This is a genomic window from Halobacillus karajensis (genome assembly GCF_900108515.1).
Lineage (GTDB): Bacteria > Bacillota > Bacilli > Bacillales > Halobacillaceae > Halobacillus > Halobacillus karajensis.
This window is the reverse complement of sequence record NZ_FNWW01000009.1, coordinates 1-20,984: the sequence shown is the minus strand read 5'-3', so window position 1 is coordinate 20,984 and position 20,984 is coordinate 1. Positions and strand designations below refer to the sequence as shown.

Here is a 20,984-nt window from a genome sequence, read left to right as displayed (position 1 = left end):
TATGGAAGTCCGCTAATTATTATTTGAATCTTTATTTTTCGAAACCTTTTTGTTACATAATCGTAATAATAGTAATCAAAAAGGTAAAGGGGAAGTCGCTATGAGTCTAAAACAAATTTATAAATGGGCTGGTCTGATCGTTGTTGGAGCGCTGCTGATCATTGTTTTATTAACGACGTGGTATACCGTAGATGAATCGGAACAAGCAGTTGTATTAACATTCGGGAAAGCTGAAGACGGAATTACAGAACCAGGCCTTCATTTCAAAATGCCTTGGCCAATCCAGGAAGTTGAAAAGATGTCCAAAGAAACGTTCAGTTTGGACTTCGGTTTTGACGATAGTGGGGAAGAAGCAGACAAAGTGACGATGATAACAGGGGATGATATGATCCTCCAAGCTGACTTAGTGGTTCAGTGGAAAATCACCGAACCAGCAGCTTATTTGTTTGCTTCTGAAAATCCAGAACAAGTTCTTTTCAATGCAACTTCTTCTTCGCTAAGGGGAGTAATCGGCAGCAGCGAAATCGATGAGGCTTTAACATCGGGAAAAGCCGAAATTGAGAATGAAGTACGAGAAGGTTTGGTGAGCCTGATTGACAGTTATGAAATTGGAGTATCCATTATAGATGTCCGCTTGCAGGAAGTTGATTTACCTAACAAGGAAGTCCGTTCAGCTTTTACAAAGGTGACAGATGCCAGAGAACAAAAACAGAGTAAGGTCAATGAAGCAGAGAAATATGCCAACCAGAAGCGTGAAGAAGCGCTTGGTGAAAAGGATGCTATCATTCAAAGAGCAGAAGGGTCAAAAGTGGAAAGAGTTCAGCAGGCTACAGGTGCCGTTTCAAGTTTTAATGCTTTGTTGGAGGAGTACCAGGGTCATGAAACGATTACTCGTGAACGTCTTGTCATGGAAACTTTAGAAGAGGTACTTCCTGACGCGAATGTATTTATAATGAATGATGATGGAAACACAATGAAATACTTGCCTTTAAATCAAAGTACAGTTCAAAAGGTGACCCCACCTAGTTCTACTGAAGAAGGAGAGGAGGAGGGTGATCAATCATGAGTGAAGTCATTTATAATGAAAATGAAAAACAAAAGAATGACCTAAAAAAATATATAAAAGTCGGTGTAACCTTAATCGCCGCCATTGGTTTATTATTGTTAGGATTGAGTTCAGTCGTTATCGCTAAAGAAGGCGAATATAAAGTAGTCCGTCAATTTGGAGATGTAGTGAAAATTCATGAGAACCCTGGTCTCAAATTTAAAATACCTCTACTGCAGGAAGTGAGTACTCTCTCGAAAAAGAAAATGGTCTATGATGTGGATGAAAAAGAGATTACTACATTGGATAAAAAACGGATGATTATCGATAATTATGCTATATGGAGTATTTCAGATCCCGAAAAAATGATATCTAATGCACGGACTGAAATGAATGCGGAAGCAAGGATGGGAGAATTTATATTTTCCATTGTTCGGTCGGAATTAGGAAAGATGGACTTTTCAGAAATTATTAATGAAGAGGAAAGTTCACGAGGGGTATTGAATGAGGAAATTACTGCCAGGGTTAACGAATACTTAGAGAGAGACAACTATGGGATTGTTGTGGATGATGTCCGGATTAAGCGTTCTGATTTACCAGAAGCCAATGAAGAAGCGGTTTTTAATCAAATGATTACTGATCGTGAAAAAATTGCTCAACAGTATCTATCGGAAGGCGAGGCAGATAAGAGTCGTATTCGTGCAGAGGTCGACAGAGAAGTGAAGGAAATGCTCTCGACAGCTAGAGCAGATGCTGAAAAAATTCGCGCTGAAGGAGAACAGGAAGCTGCACAAATTTATAATGATTCTTTTTCTAAGGACCCTGAGTTTTACCAGTTATATCGTACACTAGAATCCTACAAGAAAACGGTGGATGGGGAGACGACAATTATCCTCCCTCAGGATTCTCCTTATGCTGAATTGCTTTTAGGCTATTTTGAATAATAGAAAAAACACGCCTTTTCCTTCTCTACTGTAAACATGGTAGAATGGAGGAAAAGGCGTTTTCTTTATCATACATTTGAATAGACCACTTTCGTAAGAATATGGAAGGTATATAGACAAAGACTATGTTAAGGACAAGGCAGAAGAATGGATCTTATGAAAATTCTTTCACGTATCTCTTTTATATTGAGGAGTGAGCCAAATGGCTGAAAAAGTTGTATTGATCGATGGAAATAGTATAGCATACAGGGCTTTTTTTGCATTGCCCCTATTGAATAATGATAAAGGTGTTTATACAAATGCCGTGTATGGTTTTACAACAATGTTGCTGAAAATTTTAGAAGAAGATAATCCGGATCACTTATTAGTGGCCTTTGATGCTGGTAAAACAACTTTCAGGCATCAGACTTATAAGGAGTATAAAGGAGGGCGCCAAAAAACACCTTCTGAACTCTCGGAACAATTTCCTATACTCAAGGAATTGTTGGATGCCTTTGAGGTCAACTATTATCAGCTGGAAAATTATGAAGCAGATGATATCATTGGTACCTTGGCAGCAGAAGCAGGGGAAAAAGGTCTGGAAGTTAAAGTCATTTCCGGGGATAAGGACCTCCTTCAACTTGTCAATGATCATGTGACAGTAAGTTTAACGAAGAAAGGGATCACCAATGTCGATACATATACCCCATCGTTCTTAATGGAAAAAATGGAGGTTAGGCCAGATCAAATCATAGATTTAAAGGCCCTTATGGGGGATAGTTCTGATAATATTCCAGGTGTTCCAGGTGTCGGTGAAAAAACGGCAGTTAAGTTATTAAAACAGTTTGATACGCTGGAAAACCTTTACACAAACCTTGAAGATGTCAGCGGGAAAAAACTGAAAGAAAAGCTGGAGGCGAATAAAGAAGAGGCCTTGATGAGTCAGCAGCTTGTCACGATTGAACGTAATGCCCCGATTGAGGTTGCTTTATCCGATATCAGTTACTCAGGGTATCACTCTCAAAAAGTAGGGCAATTTTTCAAAGAACTAGGCTTTCAATCACTTCTTTCTCGTATTCAGGAAGGTGGAGCAGATTCTGAAGATACAGCAGAACTTCCTGAAATGGATATTGAAATCATCAAAGATGTCAAGCCACATCTATTCACAGGGAAAGAAGCAGTCGTTGTAGAGATGTTATATGATAATTACCATACAGCACCGGTAGAAGGCATCGCGATTGTAAATGAGAATAAAACGTTTGTTTTATCGATAGAAGATGCCAAAGATTCAGAAGCTTTTAAAGCTTGGGCGGAGAACGCTGAAAAAGAGAAATGGGTTTTTGATGCCAAAAGGACGACTGTAGCCCTTTTGCGCTACGGCATTTATATGAAGGGAATTACGTTCGATCTTTTACTGGCTTCTTATTTGCTGAACCCGTCTGAGAACAATCATGATATTCCTGCTATTGCCCACCGTCTTGGTGAAACAGCGGTGAAATATGATGAAGAAGTCTATGGCAAAGGAGCTAAGATGAAGCGGCCGGAAAATAATGATGGATTCCGTGATCATATTAGCAGGAAAGCTTCCGCCCTTTATAACATGAAAGAAAACATGGAAAAACAACTGAAGGAAAATGAACAATATCGTTTGTTTAAAGAGTTAGAAATGCCGCTTGCGCTTATTCTCGGTCTCATGGAACACAGGGGAGTTTGTGTAGATGTCCAGCGATTAGAAGAGATGGGGGATGAATTGGAAGAGCGGCTCAATAAAGTCGAACAGGAGATTTATGATCTTGCTGGTGAAGAGTTCAATTTAAATTCTCCCAAACAATTGGGTCCTGTTTTATTTGAGAAGTTGGAGCTTCCGGTCATTAAGAAGACCAAAACGGGCTACTCCACTTCTGCAGATGTTCTTGAGCAATTGGAAGATCAGCATGAGATTATTCCGAAAATCCTCTTGAATCGTCAACTCCGTAAATTAAAGTCCACCTATATCGAAGGGCTTTTGAAAGTGGTTCATAAAGATTCAGGAAAAATTCATACCCGCTTTAATCAGGCTTTGACTCAAACAGGTCGGTTGAGCTCGACTGACCCTAACCTGCAAAACATCCCGATCCGTTTAGAGGAAGGACGTAAAATTAGACAGGCATTCATTCCATCTCAAGACGGATGGGTGATATTTGCGAGCGACTATTCTCAAATTGAACTCCGTGTGCTTGCCCATATTGCTCAAGATGAGAAGCTTATGCAGGCTTTCAAGGAAGGGGAAGACATCCATACGCAAACCGCCAGTGAAGTTTTTGGTGTCACGAGTGAAGAAGTGACTGGAGAAATGAGAAGACAGGCGAAAGCAGTTAATTTTGGAATTGTTTATGGAATCAGTGATTATGGCTTATCTCAAAGTCTTGGAATTGCAAGAAAGGAAGCGCAGGCATTCATTGATAGATATTTAGAAAGCTACCCTGGGGTTAAGGCCTATATGGATGAAACGGTAAGAGAAGCTAAAGACACCGGCTATGTAACTACATTCATGAACCGCAGGCGCTACCTCCCTGACATTAAGAGCCGTAATTTTAATAAGCGCAGCTTTGCTGAACGGACAGCGATGAATACACCTATACAAGGTAGTGCTGCGGATATTATTAAAAAAGCAATGATTGACCTTGAAGAACGTCTTCAGCAGGAAAATATGGAAGCAAAAGTATTATTACAAGTGCACGATGAACTAATTATAGAAGCACCAAAAGAAGAAGTAACGAAACTTGAGGAAATTGTAGTATCTGTTATGGAAAGTACAGTGGAGTTGGACGTTCCTCTTAAAGTGGACTCTTCCTTTGGAGACACATGGTATGATGCAAAGTAAGAGGAGAATAGAAATATGCCGGAATTACCTGAAGTAGAAACCGTTAGAAATACATTGAAACATTTAGCCTTAGGAAAAAAGATTGATCGTGTTTCTGTGTTTTGGGGAAATATTATTAAACAGCCTCAGGACCCTAAAGAGTTTGAGCAACTTCTGATCGGTCAAACCATCAAAGATATAAACCGTAAAGGGAAATTTCTTATTTTTCAAATGGATGATCTTTCACTGGTCTCCCATCTCCGAATGGAAGGAAAGTTTGGCGTATACGACGAAGCGGTTGAAAAAACGAAGCATACCCACGTCATTTTCCATTTTACAGATGGTACAGAGCTCCGCTACAACGATGTCCGCAAATTTGGAACAATGCACGTCTTTCAGAAAGGGAAGGAGCTGGAAAATAAACCCTTGAGGCAATTAGGGCCCGATCCTTTTGAGAAAGCTTTTACCGTGGATTATTTCTACAATAAGTTGAAAAAAACATCACGAAATATGAAAGCTGTTTTATTGGATCAGTCCATTGTCGCTGGGCTTGGCAATATCTATGTAGATGAAGCCCTTTTTCGAGCTCGGATTCATCCTGAACGAATCGCCCATTCATTGACACGAGAAGAGGCCGAAAAAGTCCATGATGCTAGTATCTCTGTGATTTTAGAAGCCATTGAGCAAGGAGGCACCACCATTCGTTCTTATTTGAACAGTCAAGGTGAGATGGGGATGTTCCAACAAAAACTCCGTGTGTATGGGAAACAAGACTCTTCTTGTGTCAATTGCGGCGCCCCTGTGAGAAAGCTTAAAGTAAGCGGAAGAGGGACACATATATGTCCTGAATGTCAGCCTTTACACACTACTAGGTAAACTCCCATATACTATCCCACAGCTTAAGAGATAAAGGTGTGGGATATATGGGGATTGGGATGTTTATATTTTTATTCGTTACGGCTGTCAGTATTGATAGCTTCGGTATCGGTTGTGTATTAGGTTTGAAAAAAGTAGGTCTGACTTTTAAAGGGGTATTACTAATTTCGAGCGTATCAGGAGGTATGTTTCTCCTTTCCTCCTATTTAGGGCACATACTCACTTCCATTGTTTCTCCGGAAGATGCAGAACGCGTGGGAGCCTTAGCTCTAATAGGAATTGGGATATATTTTTTGTGGCAGTTCTTTAAAAAGGAAAAAGGAGATGAGGAGGGACAGGAGCCGTGGTTGAACCCTACTAAAGTACTGAATGATCCTGTGGCAGCAGATGTGGACCGGTCTGGCGGGATCCATGGTAAAGAAGTGTGGCTGCTGGGTGCTGCGCTTTCTCTGGATACGATTGGAGCAGGAATTAGCGGGGCGCTCATCGGCATTCCTACTTTATTTACGGCCGTTATGATTACAGCTGCCACATTTTTCATGCTCAGCTGTGGCATTTTAAGCGGCTCTAAACTGAGTAATAAGGCGGAAAGTTTGTCGATCTTACCAGGAGTTCTACTCATTGTTATTGGTTTGATTAAATTATCTTAAGGGGGGAGCAGGATGACATTGGTCATTGGATTGACAGGCAGTATTGCAAGTGGCAAAAGCACAGTTGCTCATATGTTCAGAGATTTGGGCATCCCGGTAGTAGACGCAGATCAGATTTCACGTGATGTAGTGGAACCTGGGGAACCGGCATATAGAGATATTGTAGAAACTTTCAGTGATTCTGTTTTACAGGTTGATGGAACATTAGATAGGAAGAAGCTCGGAAAAGTTGTTTTTACCGATGAATCGAAGCGTCAGAAGTTAAATAAAATCGTCCATCCTAGAGTAAGAGAAGAGATGGTAAGGCAGAGAGAAAAATATAAACAGCAGGGCTTTGCGGCAGTTGTCCTGGATATCCCGCTATTGTTTGAAAGTCAACTTACAGGGTATGTAGAGAAGACAATTGTTGTTTATGTCAACGAAACAACACAGCTGAATCGCTTAATGAAAAGAGATCAATCAGATCAGGAAGATGCAATCGAACGGATTAACGCGCAGATTCCTGTTAAAAAGAAAGCAGAGATGGCAGATGCCGTCATCGATAACAATGGAACGGTTGAAGAAAGTTTTCAACAATTAAAAGACATACTTCTAGCATGGAACCTCGTATAATAACACGTCTGGGCTGACGTGTTATTTTTTGTGGAAAGTTCTCATTCAGTATGTAAAAGCGCTTGCAATATGTTATACTAATTTTGAAATTGCGTTATAAAGTATATCATATATAGGGGGCTGGAACAGCATGGGGAAAACAAAGATCGCGATTAATGGGTTAGGAAGAATTGGACGCATGGTTTTTAGAAAAGTTGTTACAGATGAATCTATGGAACTGGTTGCCGTTAATGCAAGTTATCCAGCTGAAACGATTGCACACATGTTAAAGTATGACAGTGTCCATGGACGTTATGATGGGGAAGTAAATGTGGTTGACGGAGACCTCATTGTTAATAGAAAAAAAGTGAAGTTGTGCAGCACAAGAAATCCTTTAGAATTACCATGGAATGAACTAAATATTGATATAGTTATAGAAGCCACAGGTAAATTTAAGACTAAAGAAGAAGCGGGTCTTCACTTAGAAGCGGGAGCGAAAAAAGTAATCATTACTGCACCTGGGAAAGAGGTTGATGCTACCATTGTAATGGGCGTCAATGAGGAAAGTTATTTACCAGACAGCCATGATGTCATTTCAAATGCCTCTTGTACCACCAATTGCCTTGCTCCTGTTGTGAAGGTATTGGAAGATGAGTTTGGTATAGAGAATGGTTTAATGACAACTGTGCACGCTTTTACTAATGATCAAAAGAACTTAGATAATCCCCATAAGGATTTACGCCGGGCACGAGGGTGTACGCAATCCATTATTCCGACTTCTACAGGTGCTGCGAAAGCATTAGGGGAAGTCATCCCTTCCCTCAAAGGGAAATTGAATGGGATGGCCCTCCGTGTACCGACACCGAACGTGTCTCTTGTTGATTTAGTAGTAGATTTGAAGAGAGAAGTAACTGTGGAGGAAGTAAACGAAACCTTCGCCCTTATGGCTAAGGGGGAGATGAAGGGGATTCTTGAATACAATGATGAGCCTCTCGTTTCAATAGATTATACGACATCCCCCTCTTCAGCAATAATAGATGGATTATCGACACAAGTCATTGAAGATCGTAAGGTAAAAGTGTTGGCATGGTATGATAATGAATGGGGCTACTCTTGTAGAGTGGTGGACCTTGCTAAACATGTTAGTAACTTAATAAAGGAACAAAAAGAAGCTCGAGTTTCATAAGTGAACCGAAATTCTGTTGTATCCATATTGAAGGCAGATGAGCAAGATTTTCAGGAAGGAAAATATATCTTGCAAATTAGGGGTAAACCATATATACTTTCTCTTGAACTTCTGATTTTCACATAAATTCATGTCTACTCAAAGGGTTAGGACCTCTCAGGACTAACTTTCCCCCGTGGTAGTACATGGCTGTTATTTCAGGGGTATTGAAGAGTGAATGTACGAAGGGGGATCCTGAATATGGATACAATGGGAAGACACGTAATAGCCGAATTATGGGATTGTAATGAATCAAAATTAAATGATATGTCGTATATAGAACAAGTATTTGTGGATGCTGCCCTTAGGGCGGGAGCAGAAGTACGGGAAGTAGCCTTCCATAAATTTGCCCCGCATGGAGTTAGTGGAGTCGTTATTATTTCAGAATCGCATTTAACGATTCACAGTTTTCCAGAGCACGGGTATGCAAGCATTGATGTTTATACTTGCGGAGATCGTATTGACCCAAATATTGCCGCCCAATTTATCGTGGATGCGTTGGAAGCTGGAAAAAATGAAACTGTTGAAGTCCCTAGAGGGATGGGACCTGTAGAAGTACAGGAATCCCGTGCTTTATAAATGTGAATGAACCCATGCAGATGCAAAGGTCTGCATGGGTTTTTTGTAGGTAAAAAATTATGAGAAAATGTAATTCTGATCCCTTACCTGTTGAAGCATCTTTTAGTGAATGATAGGGGATGACCTCCTCCCGAGGGCCCCTCTACCCTAATAATCGTTTCTAATTTCCTTAAGACATGTTAAAATAAAGGTAGTTTATGTCGAATGGATTTGAAGGGGTTAGATAAGTGAAAGCATTTATTTCCAGGTATATCAGCAATCATTCGGAAACCAGTGAAAAGCATAAGGACTCCGCACTTGTCACACACTATTATAAAGCGAAGCATGACGATATTTTCCGGGCAGTCGAAGAACTGTTCCAGTCACCTTCTGAAATTGTCGCAAGTTCTAAAGAACGCGGAGAGTTAACCGTCAAATACAAAGGGAAAAGGCGTGCGTTTATAGTGGCTACCATCATCATGGTACGACCTTTTCATACAGCAGTAGATTTTTCTATAACGACAGACTCTGGCGGACCTGTAGACTTTGGCTACAGTCGGAATTTGATCGTCCAGCTTTATGAAAAACTGGACAGTCAATTTACTACTGTCGACCCGTCTTAAATAAAGTCGAAACGAAGTTAATGTGGAGTTGATCATACGTGAAATGCCCGAATTGCCACTATAAAAGTACAAAAGTACTTGATTCTAGGCCTATCGAAGAGGGACAAACCATTAGAAGACGCCGAGAATGTGAACAATGTCAGTTTCGGTTTACCACTTTTGAAAGAATTGAAGAGGTTCCTTTAATTGTAGTCAAAAAAGAGGGAACAAGAGAAGAATTTAGTAGAGAAAAATTGATGCGTGGATTAATCAGGGCCTGTGAAAAACGTCCGGTTGCTGTAGAGGAACTGGAAAAAGTAACGTTGGATATTGAAAAAGAATTAAGAAATCGTGGGGTTTCAGAAGTCATGAGTGAGGACATTGGTGAAATGGTGATGGAGCGTTTGTCAGATATTGATGAGGTAGCCTATGTACGTTTTGCCTCTGTGTATAGACAGTTCAAGGACATCAATGTATTCATCGATGAATTAAAAGAATTAATTAAACATGAAGATGATGAATGAGCCAATGGACCGGCTCATTTTCTTTTTCCTGTACTTCTTTTGATTGTTCTTCTATACTTCCAGGGAAATTGAAATAACCTGATCGAATGGACATTTTATTTAATATCCTGCGAAAAATGAGTGATAAGATTGAAGGAGGTGAAAACGGTGAATTACTCTATTGGCAAACTTCTTCCTGTAGATGGTTTCAGAATTATACGCAGTGGAGAGCTGCCTCGAAGTTTTCATCGTTCGTTATCCCATTTATACCAGCCGATTGTAGGAAGATTGGCTGTGTCTCTTTACCATGTCCTTATATCAGAAGCTGACATGTCTGGACAAGACCAGATACAATCCCACCACATGTTAATGGCTTATTTGTCTGCCCCGCTGGACAGAATATATGAAGCGAGAGAAAAACTTGAGGCGATTGGTCTTATACGGACGTTCCGATCTGAAAATGAAGATCATCAGGCTGAATACATTTACTCCGTTTACCCACCTTTCTCGCCTGAGGAATTTTTCCTTGATGATATGCTGTCATTACTATTGAGTCATGAGTTGGGGAATGAGAAATATGAGCGTTTGAAAGGCCGGTTGTTGACAACTCAGCAATCATTAGAGGGGTTTACAGAAGTAACGGCTACTTTTGATCAAGTCTTTCATAACAAGATGATTGAAACGGTCCAAAAGGAAACCGAGGTACTGGCAAAAGAGAAATATCAACAAGAATCGAGAGGTCCAATCACATCATTAGACCGCGTAGATTTTGAATGGTTAACCCATGCTCTGAAGAAGCGTATGTATCCAGCTGATCAAATACTGAATGGTCGAAATAAAAAGTTGATTGTTCAATTAGCCACATTATACGACCTTACAAATATGGAGCTTGAAAAAGCCGTAACCTGGGCCATTGATGAAAATCATTATTTGGTGGAAGAAGAGTTGAAGGCGGCCTGTCATGACTTTATGAAAGAACAAAAAACGAATCAACCACCACAATCTGGTGTGGATCGTAGAGAGAAAGTAAAAACAGAAAAAACACAAGCGGCGGGAAGTAAAGAAGATCAGTTTATTCAAATGCTTGAAGAAATTTCGCCTAGAGAGTTACTGGAAGATGTATCTAATGGGAATCGTGCATCCGAGCAAGATTTAAAAATGATTCGGGATGTGATGACAGAACAGGGCTTGGAGCCTGGAGTAATGAATGTCCTTGTTCATTATGTGTTATTAAAAACAGACATGAAATTATCTAAAGCCTATCTTGAAAAAATTGCAAGTCATTGGGCTCGAAAAAATGTAACAACGGTGAGACAAGCGATGAATTTAGCTAAAGCAGAACACCAAAAATATCAGCAGTGGGGCAAGCAAAAGTCACAAAAACGCAAAGGTCAGAAAGAAGAAGTGATCCCTGCGTGGTTTAATAACCAGGAAGCTCCATCCCATGAAAAGCAAAAAGGTACAGAGGTTAATACAGATGATATTGCTGCGAGAATTAAGAAATTGACGAATAAAGGAAACTAAAAGGGGGGAGATTTTTGGAACCAATTCAAAAGTCATTAAAGAAATGGATGCGTAATAATGAACAGTTTCAGGAACGCATGAACTACATGAAGGCCGAAGTAATGGAATCCAGTGAAGTGAAAAAGTTGATGAAGAACAATGAAGAGCTGGATGAAAAAGCTATTGAAAGACAGCTGATTAAACTTTATGAATTTCGTACTCAATCGAAAAACTGTGAAAAATGTCCTTCTAGAGAAGAATGTATTAATATCTTACCGGGATATGTCCCACAATTGGAAGTAGATGGTTCAGATGTGAAACTCATTTATGATAAATGCAGACGACAACGTAAGCATGAACAACAAGAAGAACAAAAGTCATTGGTGAAGAGTCTGCATATGCCCAGGGAAATTCTTGAAGCTTCTTTGGAGAGAATGGACTTACAGGATCCTGAGCGCGGAACGGCTGTGGAAAGGACTGTGCATTATATAGAAAACCTTGGAGATGAACTTCCGAGCAAAGGGCTTTATTTTCATGGTCCATTCGGCGTTGGCAAAACCTATTTTCTTGGCGCGATTGCAAACGAATTAAGTGCAAAAAACATTCCATCTATGGTTATCTATATGCCTGAATTCGTCAGAGAAATTAAAGCTTCTATCAAAGACGATTCCATGAACGAAAAAATTGAAGCATTTAAGGAAATTCCCGTACTTATGCTTGATGATATCGGTGCAGAGTCTCAATCTGCCTGGTTTAGGGATGAAGTCCTTGGAAGTATACTGCACTATAGAATGATGGAAAGACTTCCTGTTTTCTTCACTTCTAATTATTCATTAAATGAATTAGAAAAAGTATTAATGACGAGTAATCGTGGTGATGTGGAGCAGGTTAAAGCGAAGAGGATTACGGAGAGAATCCGCCAGCTAAGTGAAGGTGTGCATGTCAATGGTCGGAATCGACGCGGCTGATCCGGACAAAAGGTGAATGACAATAGCATGATTCCTCCTACCGACACATAAATATAACAGGGAATAGACAACTTTATGTCTAAGGTGCGTCATCTTCCTAAGTTATACCTTCGGGTCTCACGCATGAGATCGTACATTGAACATAGAAGTTGAAGTCGGTATGAGGGGGAATTCGGTGTTTTCCATTCATTTTTCTAATCGTACAGAAGCCGTCATCTTTTATAAGGCCATTGTTTCTGAGCAAAAGCTTTGGATATTTAAAGAATACGTGGATTGTTATGAAGTTAAGCTTATGAATGCCTCTCTGAATGGGACAGCCTATGTAGAGGCGATTCGAGCCTTTTTACTATTGATTCGAAAACGTAAAATGCTTGGATGGATGGAAGGGGTGCTGAAGCATAGATACTACTATGAGGACGCAGGCGAGGTTCAACGTATTTTGGAAATAGGACAGGACTTTGATGACAGACCACCGGCTGGTCTGCAGCTCCCTCCGATTTATCACTACTTACGGGCTTTTATTCAGGATTATTTAATTGCCCGTTCTTTTGTCGAATTTGATGAGTTGAGCGCTGCCTGCCTTCAATCTGTCCATGAATCTCTAATTGAATACACTGGGAAGGTTATTGATGAGTATAAACAGGAAGAAGCCTATCAACTGATGGTGGATTCGTGGCGGCATAGAGTGCATCATAAAGATACGGGGGTGCAGTTGCTTCACTTATTGGATGATGGGAGATTGACCTATTATCATGATGAAGGGAACCCGATCAGTACCTCGGAAACGAGATTATATATGAGCCAGTATCCTGATGAATGCATTACTCACTTACCTATTGAATGGCCGGTAACACCAGCCCTTGCCCATGCACCTGATGAGTTGATTATTTACTCTGATGAAACAGACCATTCAAATTTGGAGTTGCTGATGAGTATCTTTGAAGAAAAAGCTTCCTGGCGGCCCAAATCCCAATTTCCATTTAAAATGGGTTGATTTCCTTTTCCTAAATGGATATAATAACGTACATATTAAATCAACGGCTTGGAAAAGGATACGAACATAGAGTGACGCAAGACCAGAGAGAGGAGCCATAGGCTGGAAGTTCCTTGTTGACGACTTTATTGTTTACCACCTTGGAGCCCTGTCTGTGAACATTTTATTAGTAATGGGCAGCGTTTGATCCGCGTTAAGGAAAATGAGCCGTAAGGGTAGAACCCTGCGGGAATTTGGGTGGAACCACGAGTGACAACGCTCGTCCCTTAGCAGTTGATGCTAAGGGGCGGGCGTTTTTTTATTTTTAGAAAAAGGAGTGTTTAACATGTCGAATGCGATTCAAATCAAATTTCCAGATGGTAACATCAAGGAGTTTGAAAAAGGTACGACAGGTGAAGAAATCGCACATTCTATTTCTCCAGGTTTAAAAAAACAGGCCTTGGCGATCAAATTGGATGGCGAACCTTATGATTTGAGAAGACCAATCGAACAAGATGGAGCAATTGAAATCTTGACATATAAAAATCCAGAGGGAGTAGAAGTACTGCGCCACTCCACTGCACACTTGATGGCTCAAGCCATTAAGCGTCTGTACGGAAATGTTAAGCTAGGTGTCGGTCCTGTTATTGAGAATGGTTTTTATTATGATATCGATATGGAAGAGTCTCTTACACCCGAAGACCTGCCGAAAATTGAAAGAGAAATGCAGCGTATTGTAGATGAAAACTTGGAAATTGAACGCATGGAGTTGTCTCGTGAAGAAGCCGTTGAGAAATATAAGGAAATTGGGGACGACTTAAAGCTTGAATTGATCGATGCGATTCCTGAAGGAGAGCAAGTTACGATTTATCAGCAAGGGGAGTTTTTTGACCTTTGCCGTGGCGTTCATGTTCCACAAACAAGCAAAATCAAAGTATTTAAACTATTGAGCATATCTGGTGCCTATTGGCGCGGGGACAGCGATAACCAAATGTTACAGCGTATTTATGGGACTGCTTTTGAGAAAAAAGCTCAGTTGGATGAACATTTAAAAATGCTTGAAGAAGCAAAAGAGCGGGATCACCGTAAATTAGGAAAGGAACTTGACATTTTTACTGTAAACCAGAAAGTTGGTCAAGGACTTCCGATGTGGCTTCCGAAAGGGGCAACTATCCGCCGCACGATCGAACGTTATATCGTAGATACAGAAGAACGCCTCGGTTACGATCACGTTTATACGCCAGTGCTTGGTAGTGTGGATTTGTATAAAACAAGTGGTCACTGGGACCATTATCAGGATGACATGTTCCCGACAATGGAGATGGACAACGAAGATTTGGTCCTTCGCCCTATGAACTGCCCGCATCATATGATGATTTATAAAAATCAACTACACAGTTACCGTAATTTGCCGGTGAGAATTGCAGAACTTGGCATGATGCACCGTTATGAAATGTCAGGAGCCCTCGCTGGACTACAGCGTGTTCGTGCGATGACATTGAACGATGCTCATATTTTTGCACGTCCGGATCAGCTTAAGGATGAATTTAAACGTGTTGTCCGTCTTGTTCAGGAAGTTTACCGTGATTTTGGTATTAATGATTACTATTTCCGTTTGTCTTATAGAGACCCAGAAGACAAAGAAAAGTATGTAGATAATGATGCTATGTGGGATAAAGCGCAGGCTATGCTTAAGGAAACGATGGAGGATATGGAGCTTGAATATGTGGAAGCGGAAGGGGAAGCGGCCTTCTACGGACCAAAACTTGATGTTCAAGTGAAGACAGCACTTGGTAAAGATGAAACATTGTCTACCGTACAACTGGACTTCCACCTGCCTGAGCGATTCGACCTCACTTATGTCGGGGAAGATGGAGAAGATCACCGCCCTGTGGTCATTCACCGTGGTGTGGTGTCTACAATGGAACGCTTTGTAGCCTTCTTGATTGAAGAGTATAAAGGAGTCTTTCCGACATGGCTGGCACCGGTGCAGGCGAAAATCATTCCTGTATCTGCTGAAGCACATTTGGACCATGCAAAGAAACTAGAAGATGAGCTTCGTGAAGCAGGAGTTCGTGTTGAAGTGGATGAGCGTAATGAGAAGATTGGTTATAAGATTAGAGAAGCTCAGATGCAAAAGATTCCGTTCCAGTTAGTAATCGGTGATAAAGAAATCGAAGGCAACGCGGTCAACGTACGTCGCTACGGAGAACAGAATTCTGAAACTAAACCACTTGAAACATTTAAACAAGAAATCAGCAATGAAATTGACCAAAAACTCTTAAGAAAATAAGGGAGATAGACCGTAAACTTATTAAGGTTTACGGTCTTTTTCTTCATTATTTATATGCAGCCGTTTCGGAATCACTATTGTAGACGTAATGTTAGGCAACAAATGAGGAAGAGGGTAGATCTAAAAAAACTTGATTTTTAAGCAATCATCCTTTATCCTAATTTAAGTAGTCATGTCGGCGGTTTTGACTGTTGACATGTATCATAAAGCATGCTATTATAGTTTAGGTAACTGAATGAACGGATCTAGAGACAAGTAGGAGCACCCGCTTCTCACCTGATCGACGCAAAAAGCAGTTGGCAGGTCACTTATTCCTTTGATATTTTAGGAGACGTGTGGGTGCATTATGTGTACCGACACTTTTTTTATTGCATTAGGAAATCTTGTCGATGACAGATCTCATATAAGTTTTCTAAAATTAGTTGGAGGTGGCTCGATATTAGCAAGGATAACATGAACGTTAATGAAAAAATCCGTGCCCGTGAAGTTCGTCTAATCGACGTGAATGGTGAGCAACTTGGAGTTAAATCACGTAACGAAGCATTAGATATAGCAGCGAATGCGAATCTTGATCTTGTTATGGTGGCACCAAATGCGAAGCCTCCGGTTTGCCGAGTGATGGACTACGGTAAATATCGTTTCGAGCAGCAGAAGAAAGAAAAAGAGGCTCGTAAGAAACAAACAGTCATCAAAGTCAAGGAAGTTCGTCTCAGCCCTGGGATCGAAGATCATGACTTTAATACAAAACTTCGTAATGCACGTAAGTTCTTGTCAAAAGGTGACAAAGTGAAAGCATCTGTCCGTTTCCGCGGTCGTGCGATTACACACAAAGAACTTGGACAAAAAGTACTTGAACGCATGGCGGAAGAGTGCAAAGATATTGCTCAAGTTGAGACCAAGCCTAAAATGGAAGGTCGTAGTATGTTCTTAATGCTTGCTCCTCTAAATGAGAAGTAAGTGATTGTATCAAGTAAAAGGAGGAAATTCACATGCCAAAAATGAAAACCCATAAAGGTTCTCAAAAACGCTTTAAAAAGACTGGAACAGGTAAAGTGAAACGTTCCCACGCCTTCACAAGCCACTTGTTTGCGAATAAATCTACAAAACAAAAGCGTAAATTGCGTAAAGATGCACTAGTTTCTGCTGGAGACTACCGCCGCATCAAGCACATGCTTCCAAAAGACTAATATAGAACGACATAAATAGGAGGGATTACCATGCCACGAGTAAAAGGTGGAACAGTGACACGTCAACGTCGTAACCGTGTCCTTAAACTAGCAAAAGGTTATTATGGTTCAAAACACGCACTATTCAAAACTGCAAAACAACAAGTAATGAAGTCAGGTCAGTATGCTTACCGTGACCGTCGTCAGAAAAAACGCGACTTCCGTAAGCTATGGATCGCTCGTATCAACGCTGCAGCGCGTTTGAACGACATTTCCTACAGCCGTTTAATGCACGGTTTGAAGCTTGCAGGCATCGAAGTAAACCGTAAGATGCTAGCTGATCTTGCTGTTAATGATGAGCAGGGATTTGCAAGCTTGGCTGAGCAAGCTAAGTCTGCCCTTAAGTAATAAAAAGCGTACACACTGAAGAGCCATTTCCGTTCGGTAGGAAATGGCTCTTTTTATATATAGTATTTTAAAAATAACGAGTGGTCTCCTTATTCTCAGCTAAATGGAAGGCTTGATTTCGAGTGTTTGTGTTCGATTATGGCACAGGACGTCCCAACCTTCGTTGAACATCCTTTAGATGAACGAATAGGTGAGATCCGGAAGGCGAAGCCTTAGGAAGCTCACCACATATCGACGGAAAGCGAGCCGTCCCCCCTCTTCTCACACAAAATGTATCGAATTTGAAGGGGCTGGTTATAGGAGGTATATTTGGAATATTAGTTTTGTGTTCGGATAGGGGATAATTGGTGGTAGAGAAATAATTAAATCGGTTATATAGGGAGAGAGATAAGTGGATATAGCAATTTTGCTTATAGGGTATGCGATTATAATCAACTTGTTACTATTTGTGATGATGGGGGTGGATAAGCGAAGATCCAAAAGGGGTTCTTGGCGCATTCGTGAAAAGAAACTTTGGATATTTGCCATGCTTGGAGGCGCTTTTGGGGGCTGGCTAGGGATGAGCTTATTCAGACATAAGACAAAACACTCATCATTTCAGTATGGATTTCCAGCTTTAACCTTATTTTACATAGCACTAGTGGTGTATTTGTTAAATCAGTTCTATCTCTAGGGCTCCTGTCATATTATGTAGACAGGGAGGGGGATGATATGGGCGAAACAGCAAGTGCAATTTTTGCATGGATGGAACATCAAGAAGCCTGGGCACCGCTCTTATTTATTGGTATTCATTTATTACGACCCTTTTTATTTTTACCTGTTATGCTCGTCTGCATTACAGGAGGTGTTCTATTCGGTCCCATCGTTGGAAGTGCTTATTCCGTGGTAGGAACCATGCTTTCTAGTTTATTGTTTTACCGCACCATACGGCTCGTCCCATCCGGGTTGAAGAAGTTGCGATCCTTAAAAGAGAGATGGTTGAACAAACATTCTCATTTAACTGTTAAGCAAGTAGCCATTTTAAGACTGATACCCTTCATTCATTTCCACTTACTTTCCTACTGTTTGTTGGAAATCAGTACGGATTTTAAGGAATATGCGAAATCATCGTTATTTGCAAACCTGCCACTCGCGGTTATTTATACATCAATTGGGCAGTGGATCTCTTTACTCTCAATTCCAGTGATGATCCTCTTTTCGGGGGGATTAATTGGGTTGTGTTTTATTATCCGTAAAAAATATGAAGTGTTTTTATGGCGTGATTTTTTCCAAACAAGTCCTTAAGGAACCTCACTCTATAGAGTGAGGTTTTTTTAATCGTGATTTCCTTTTAACGGCTGAATGATTAAGCGGTTGATTGGATATTTCCATTCAATAGAAGCATGAGGGTAACGGATAAGGATTTCCTTTTCCATAAAGTAAATATCCTCTCTGTCCAAGCCTTGTAATTTCTCAGGGTTATGGGCACTCACACTGATATTGATTACTTCAAAAGAATCTTCTGTCGTTCCTAAATACTTCTCCCCTTCGAATACATGACCTTTTAATGTCATAAGGAAGTTTTCTTTCGTATTTTCCTTGTTATCATGAAAATAAAATTGTTTCTTATCTCGCGCGAGTTCCAGTTTTCTTCTAGGATTGATAATGAACTTATAGGCGGTATAAATTATAAAAACGATGGCGATTAGTAAAAGCAACCGAAATAAAAGGATGATCATTTCTATCGTCTCCCTGTATTTGTTCTATGTTTCCATACGTACGAGCATATCCTTTTGTTTCAAAAAATGATACATTAAATGAGCAAATTTTTAAATGGAGGAGTCTAAGATGAATTGGAATTTCTTATACGATATGCAAAGAAAGTTAGATGAATATATAGAGGATCAGCACCAAATTGAAAGGGGCGACAAGGTAGAGGAGAAAGTTTTGGCTTTGCTTGTTGAATTAGGGGAGCTTGCCAATGAAACAAGATGCTTCAAATTTTGGAGTAAAAAAGGGCCGAGCGAGAAAACCGTGATCTTGGAAGAGTATGTGGATGGTGTTCATTTTCTGCTCTCTTTAGGTTTAGATTTAGGTCACCGATATGCTTTTTCACCTTTAAAAAACAGTGAATCTGTGACGAAGGCCTTTCTTCGTGTTTATCAGTGTGTAGAAACAATGAGAGAAAACAGAGACAAAGAGTCCTATGTAGCGGCTTTCTCTTCCTATTTGGCACTGGGGAGGTCCTTAGGTATAACCGAGCAAGAATTAATAGAAGCTTACGAAAAAAAGAATGCTATTAATTTTGAACGACAAGATCAAGGGTATTAGGATTCAAATGGACACAATATTTTGTGAAATCGCTTTAAAAGGTTTATAATATCATTGGAAAAGAAAAGGAGGAACCATTACATATGGCTAAAAAAGATGAAACCTTACAAATGTTGAAAGATTTGACTGACGCTAAAGGCGTGCCAGGAAATGAGAGAGAAGCACGTGATGTTATGAAGCAATACATCACTCCTTATGCAGATGAAGTTTTCACAGATAATTTAGGCAGTTTGATCGCGAAAAAGGTTGGTAATAAAAAGGGACCGAGCGTTATGGTGGCTGGCCACTTAGATGAAGTAGGGTTCATGGTTACTCGTATCGATGACCATGGATATGTTTACTTTCAGACAGTTGGTGGATGGTGGAGCCAGGTCATGCTTGCACAGCGTGTGACAATTATGACACGTAACGGTGATCTCACGGGTGTTATTGGCTCGAAACCCCCACACATCCTGCCTCCAGAACAACGCAAAAAGGCGGTAGATATTAAAGATATGTTTATTGATATCGGTGCTTCCAGCAGAGAAGAAGCTATGGAATTCGGTGTAAAACCAGGGGATTCAGTCGTACCATACTTTGAGTTCACACAAATGAAAAACGAAAAAATGTTATTAGCTAAAGCCTGGGATAACCGTATTGGATGTGCCATTGCTATCGAAGTGCTGAAACAGCTCAAGGGTGAAAAACATCCAAACGTTGTTTACGGTGTTGGAACGGTACAGGAGGAAGTCGGTCTGCGAGGGGCAAGAACATCTGCGAACTTAATCAATCCAGATATTGCGTTTGGGGTTGATGTTGGTATTGCAGGGGATACACCAGGAGTGTCAGATAAAGATGCTTCAAGCAAAATGGGAGAAGGGCCGCAAATCATCCTTTACGATGCCTCCATGGTTTCCCATAAAGGTTTACGTGATTTTGTTACGGACACAGCAGATGCAAATGACATCCCTTATCAATTTGATTCGCTTGCAGGAGGGGGGACAGATTCTGGTTCCATTCATTTGAGTCATGATGGAGTGCCGGCACTATCCATTACCATTGCTACACGTTATATTCACTCTCATGCAGCGATGCTACACCGGGATGATTTTGAAAATGCTGTGCGTTTGATTGTAGAAGTTATTAAGGGACTCGACGGAGATAAAGTCCAAGAAATCACTTTTAACTAAATACAAACCAATAATAAAAAGCCAACCTTTTAAAAGGTTGGCTCAGCTTGTAGAGAAACCCCGTGTTTTTCTACAAGCTTTTTTCTTGCCTCCAGGAGCACAGACCATTCCCTTTCCGCGGACGAACGCCCGAGCCTCCTCGTGAAACCCACACTGCGGGGTCTCGGATCGCCCGTTTTTCCGCAGGAGTGTCATGGTCTGTGCTCCTTCGCTCTAGCTTATAGCCAAAAAAGACTCTCCTCCATCTAACTTACCCTAGCTAAATGGAGGGCAATCTTTTTCATATTTTGACAGGCGGCCGTCATCAGCGCCTGTTCCTTCACTTTCTCTTTTCCGCGCAAGCGACAATAACGTAGCCCGTGCAGTTCTTTTGAATCTG

23 protein-coding genes and 1 other annotated feature are annotated in these 20,984 nt (G+C 40.7%); of the genes, 21 read left to right on the top strand and 2 right to left on the bottom strand.

All coding sequences use genetic code 11. The features are described 5' to 3' along the window. Nucleotides 1-100 precede the first annotated feature (100 nt). From hflK to BLW54_RS16260, 19 genes are all read left to right on the top strand, one after another. Nucleotides 101-1,066, top strand: coding sequence for an FtsH protease activity modulator HflK (hflK, locus tag BLW54_RS16350; protein WP_074735921.1), 966 nt, complete (start codon nt 101-103; stop codon nt 1,064-1,066). Beyond that, entirely contained in the window at nt 1,063-1,989 is a 927-nt protein-coding gene (hflC, locus tag BLW54_RS16345) for a protease modulator HflC (RefSeq protein WP_035509599.1), read from the top strand. Before hflK ends, hflC begins: the two co-directional genes overlap by 4 nt. Nucleotides 1,990-2,191: 202 nt before the next feature. Beyond that, a complete protein-coding gene (gene polA, locus BLW54_RS16340; protein ID WP_074735919.1) occupies nt 2,192-4,831 on the top strand; it encodes a DNA polymerase I in 2,640 nt (879 codons plus the stop codon). A 15-nt stretch (nt 4,832-4,846) separates the two neighbouring features. Then, nucleotides 4,847-5,686, top strand: a complete 840-nt coding sequence (mutM, locus tag BLW54_RS16335; protein ID WP_074735917.1) for a DNA-formamidopyrimidine glycosylase — start codon at nt 4,847-4,849, stop codon at nt 5,684-5,686. Between the two features lie 47 nt (nt 5,687-5,733). Next, a complete protein-coding gene (locus BLW54_RS16330; RefSeq protein ID WP_074735914.1) occupies nt 5,734-6,336 on the top strand; it encodes a manganese efflux pump in 603 nt (200 codons plus the stop codon). A gap of 12 nt (nt 6,337-6,348) precedes the next feature. Then, nucleotides 6,349-6,948, top strand: a complete 600-nt coding sequence (coaE, locus tag BLW54_RS16325) for a dephospho-CoA kinase (protein WP_035509587.1) — start codon at nt 6,349-6,351, stop codon at nt 6,946-6,948. A gap of 130 nt (nt 6,949-7,078) precedes the next feature. Further along, nucleotides 7,079-8,113: a glyceraldehyde-3-phosphate dehydrogenase gene (locus tag BLW54_RS16320; protein WP_035509584.1), complete on the top strand. Its 1,035-nt coding sequence runs from the start codon at nt 7,079-7,081 to the stop codon at nt 8,111-8,113. Nucleotides 8,114-8,353: 240 nt separating this feature from the next. After that, nucleotides 8,354-8,731 carry an adenosylmethionine decarboxylase gene (gene speD, locus BLW54_RS16315; RefSeq protein ID WP_035509582.1) on the top strand — a complete coding sequence of 126 codons (378 nt, stop codon included), beginning with the start codon at nt 8,354-8,356 and terminating at the stop codon, nt 8,729-8,731. Nucleotides 8,732-8,958: 227 nt separating this feature from the next. Further along, nucleotides 8,959-9,333, top strand: a complete 375-nt coding sequence (locus BLW54_RS16310; protein ID WP_074735912.1) for a cytosolic protein — start codon at nt 8,959-8,961, stop codon at nt 9,331-9,333. Nucleotides 9,334-9,371: 38 nt separating this feature from the next. Further along, on the top strand, nt 9,372-9,836 hold the full coding sequence (gene nrdR / locus BLW54_RS16305; protein ID WP_035509578.1) for a transcriptional regulator NrdR: 465 nt from the start codon (nt 9,372-9,374) through the stop codon (nt 9,834-9,836). A 147-nt stretch (nt 9,837-9,983) separates the two neighbouring features. Then, nucleotides 9,984-11,339 (top strand): replication initiation and membrane attachment family protein, encoded by a 1,356-nt coding sequence (locus tag BLW54_RS16300; protein ID WP_074735909.1) that lies wholly within the window; start codon nt 9,984-9,986, stop codon nt 11,337-11,339. A gap of 14 nt (nt 11,340-11,353) precedes the next feature. Continuing rightward, nucleotides 11,354-12,286 carry a primosomal protein DnaI gene (dnaI, locus tag BLW54_RS16295; RefSeq protein ID WP_074735907.1) on the top strand — a complete coding sequence of 311 codons (933 nt, stop codon included), beginning with the start codon at nt 11,354-11,356 and terminating at the stop codon, nt 12,284-12,286. A gap of 175 nt (nt 12,287-12,461) precedes the next feature. After that, a complete protein-coding gene (ytxC, locus tag BLW54_RS16290; protein WP_035509574.1) occupies nt 12,462-13,280 on the top strand; it encodes a sporulation protein YtxC in 819 nt (272 codons plus the stop codon). A gap of 325 nt (nt 13,281-13,605) precedes the next feature. Continuing rightward, nucleotides 13,606-15,552 (top strand): threonine--tRNA ligase, encoded by a 1,947-nt coding sequence (thrS, locus tag BLW54_RS16285; RefSeq protein ID WP_035509572.1) that lies wholly within the window; start codon nt 13,606-13,608, stop codon nt 15,550-15,552. A gap of 247 nt (nt 15,553-15,799) precedes the next feature. After that, nucleotides 15,800-15,924: a sequence feature (ribosomal protein L20 leader region), on the top strand. 81 nt (nt 15,925-16,005) lie between these two features. Continuing rightward, complete coding sequence (infC, locus tag BLW54_RS16280) at nt 16,006-16,509, top strand: translation initiation factor IF-3 (protein ID WP_035509569.1); 504 nt, start codon at nt 16,006-16,008, stop codon at nt 16,507-16,509. A gap of 32 nt (nt 16,510-16,541) precedes the next feature. Continuing rightward, the gene (rpmI, locus tag BLW54_RS16275; RefSeq protein WP_035509568.1) at nt 16,542-16,739 is read left to right on the top strand and encodes a 50S ribosomal protein L35; all 198 of its coding nucleotides are present in this window, start codon (nt 16,542-16,544) and stop codon (nt 16,737-16,739) included. Between the two features lie 30 nt (nt 16,740-16,769). Further along, the gene (gene rplT, locus BLW54_RS16270; protein WP_035509566.1) at nt 16,770-17,126 is read left to right on the top strand and encodes a 50S ribosomal protein L20; all 357 of its coding nucleotides are present in this window, start codon (nt 16,770-16,772) and stop codon (nt 17,124-17,126) included. 391 nt (nt 17,127-17,517) lie between these two features. Beyond that, nucleotides 17,518-17,799, top strand: a complete 282-nt coding sequence (locus tag BLW54_RS16265) for a DUF1294 domain-containing protein (protein ID WP_392387177.1) — start codon at nt 17,518-17,520, stop codon at nt 17,797-17,799. A 38-nt stretch (nt 17,800-17,837) separates the two neighbouring features. Beyond that, nucleotides 17,838-18,410: a TVP38/TMEM64 family protein gene (locus tag BLW54_RS16260; protein ID WP_035509563.1), complete on the top strand. Its 573-nt coding sequence runs from the start codon at nt 17,838-17,840 to the stop codon at nt 18,408-18,410. A 29-nt stretch (nt 18,411-18,439) separates the two neighbouring features. Here BLW54_RS16260 and BLW54_RS16255 read toward each other — a convergent pair whose 3' ends face one another. After that, nucleotides 18,440-18,844, bottom strand: a complete 405-nt coding sequence (locus BLW54_RS16255; RefSeq protein ID WP_035509562.1) for a hypothetical protein — start codon at nt 18,842-18,844, stop codon at nt 18,440-18,442. A 109-nt stretch (nt 18,845-18,953) separates the two neighbouring features. Here BLW54_RS16255 and BLW54_RS16250 point away from each other — a divergent pair, with 109 nt between their 5' ends. Both BLW54_RS16250 and BLW54_RS16245 read left to right on the top strand, forming a co-directional pair. Continuing rightward, nucleotides 18,954-19,436, top strand: a complete 483-nt coding sequence (locus BLW54_RS16250) for a dUTP diphosphatase (protein WP_035509560.1) — start codon at nt 18,954-18,956, stop codon at nt 19,434-19,436. Nucleotides 19,437-19,519: 83 nt separating this feature from the next. Then, nucleotides 19,520-20,605 carry a M42 family metallopeptidase gene (locus BLW54_RS16245; protein WP_035509559.1) on the top strand — a complete coding sequence of 362 codons (1,086 nt, stop codon included), beginning with the start codon at nt 19,520-19,522 and terminating at the stop codon, nt 20,603-20,605. Between the two features lie 245 nt (nt 20,606-20,850). Here the strand turns inward: BLW54_RS16245 and BLW54_RS16240 are convergent. Further along, a partial coding sequence (locus BLW54_RS16240) for a transposase (protein ID WP_139254209.1) occupies nt 20,851-20,984 on the bottom strand: 134 nt, incomplete at its 5' end.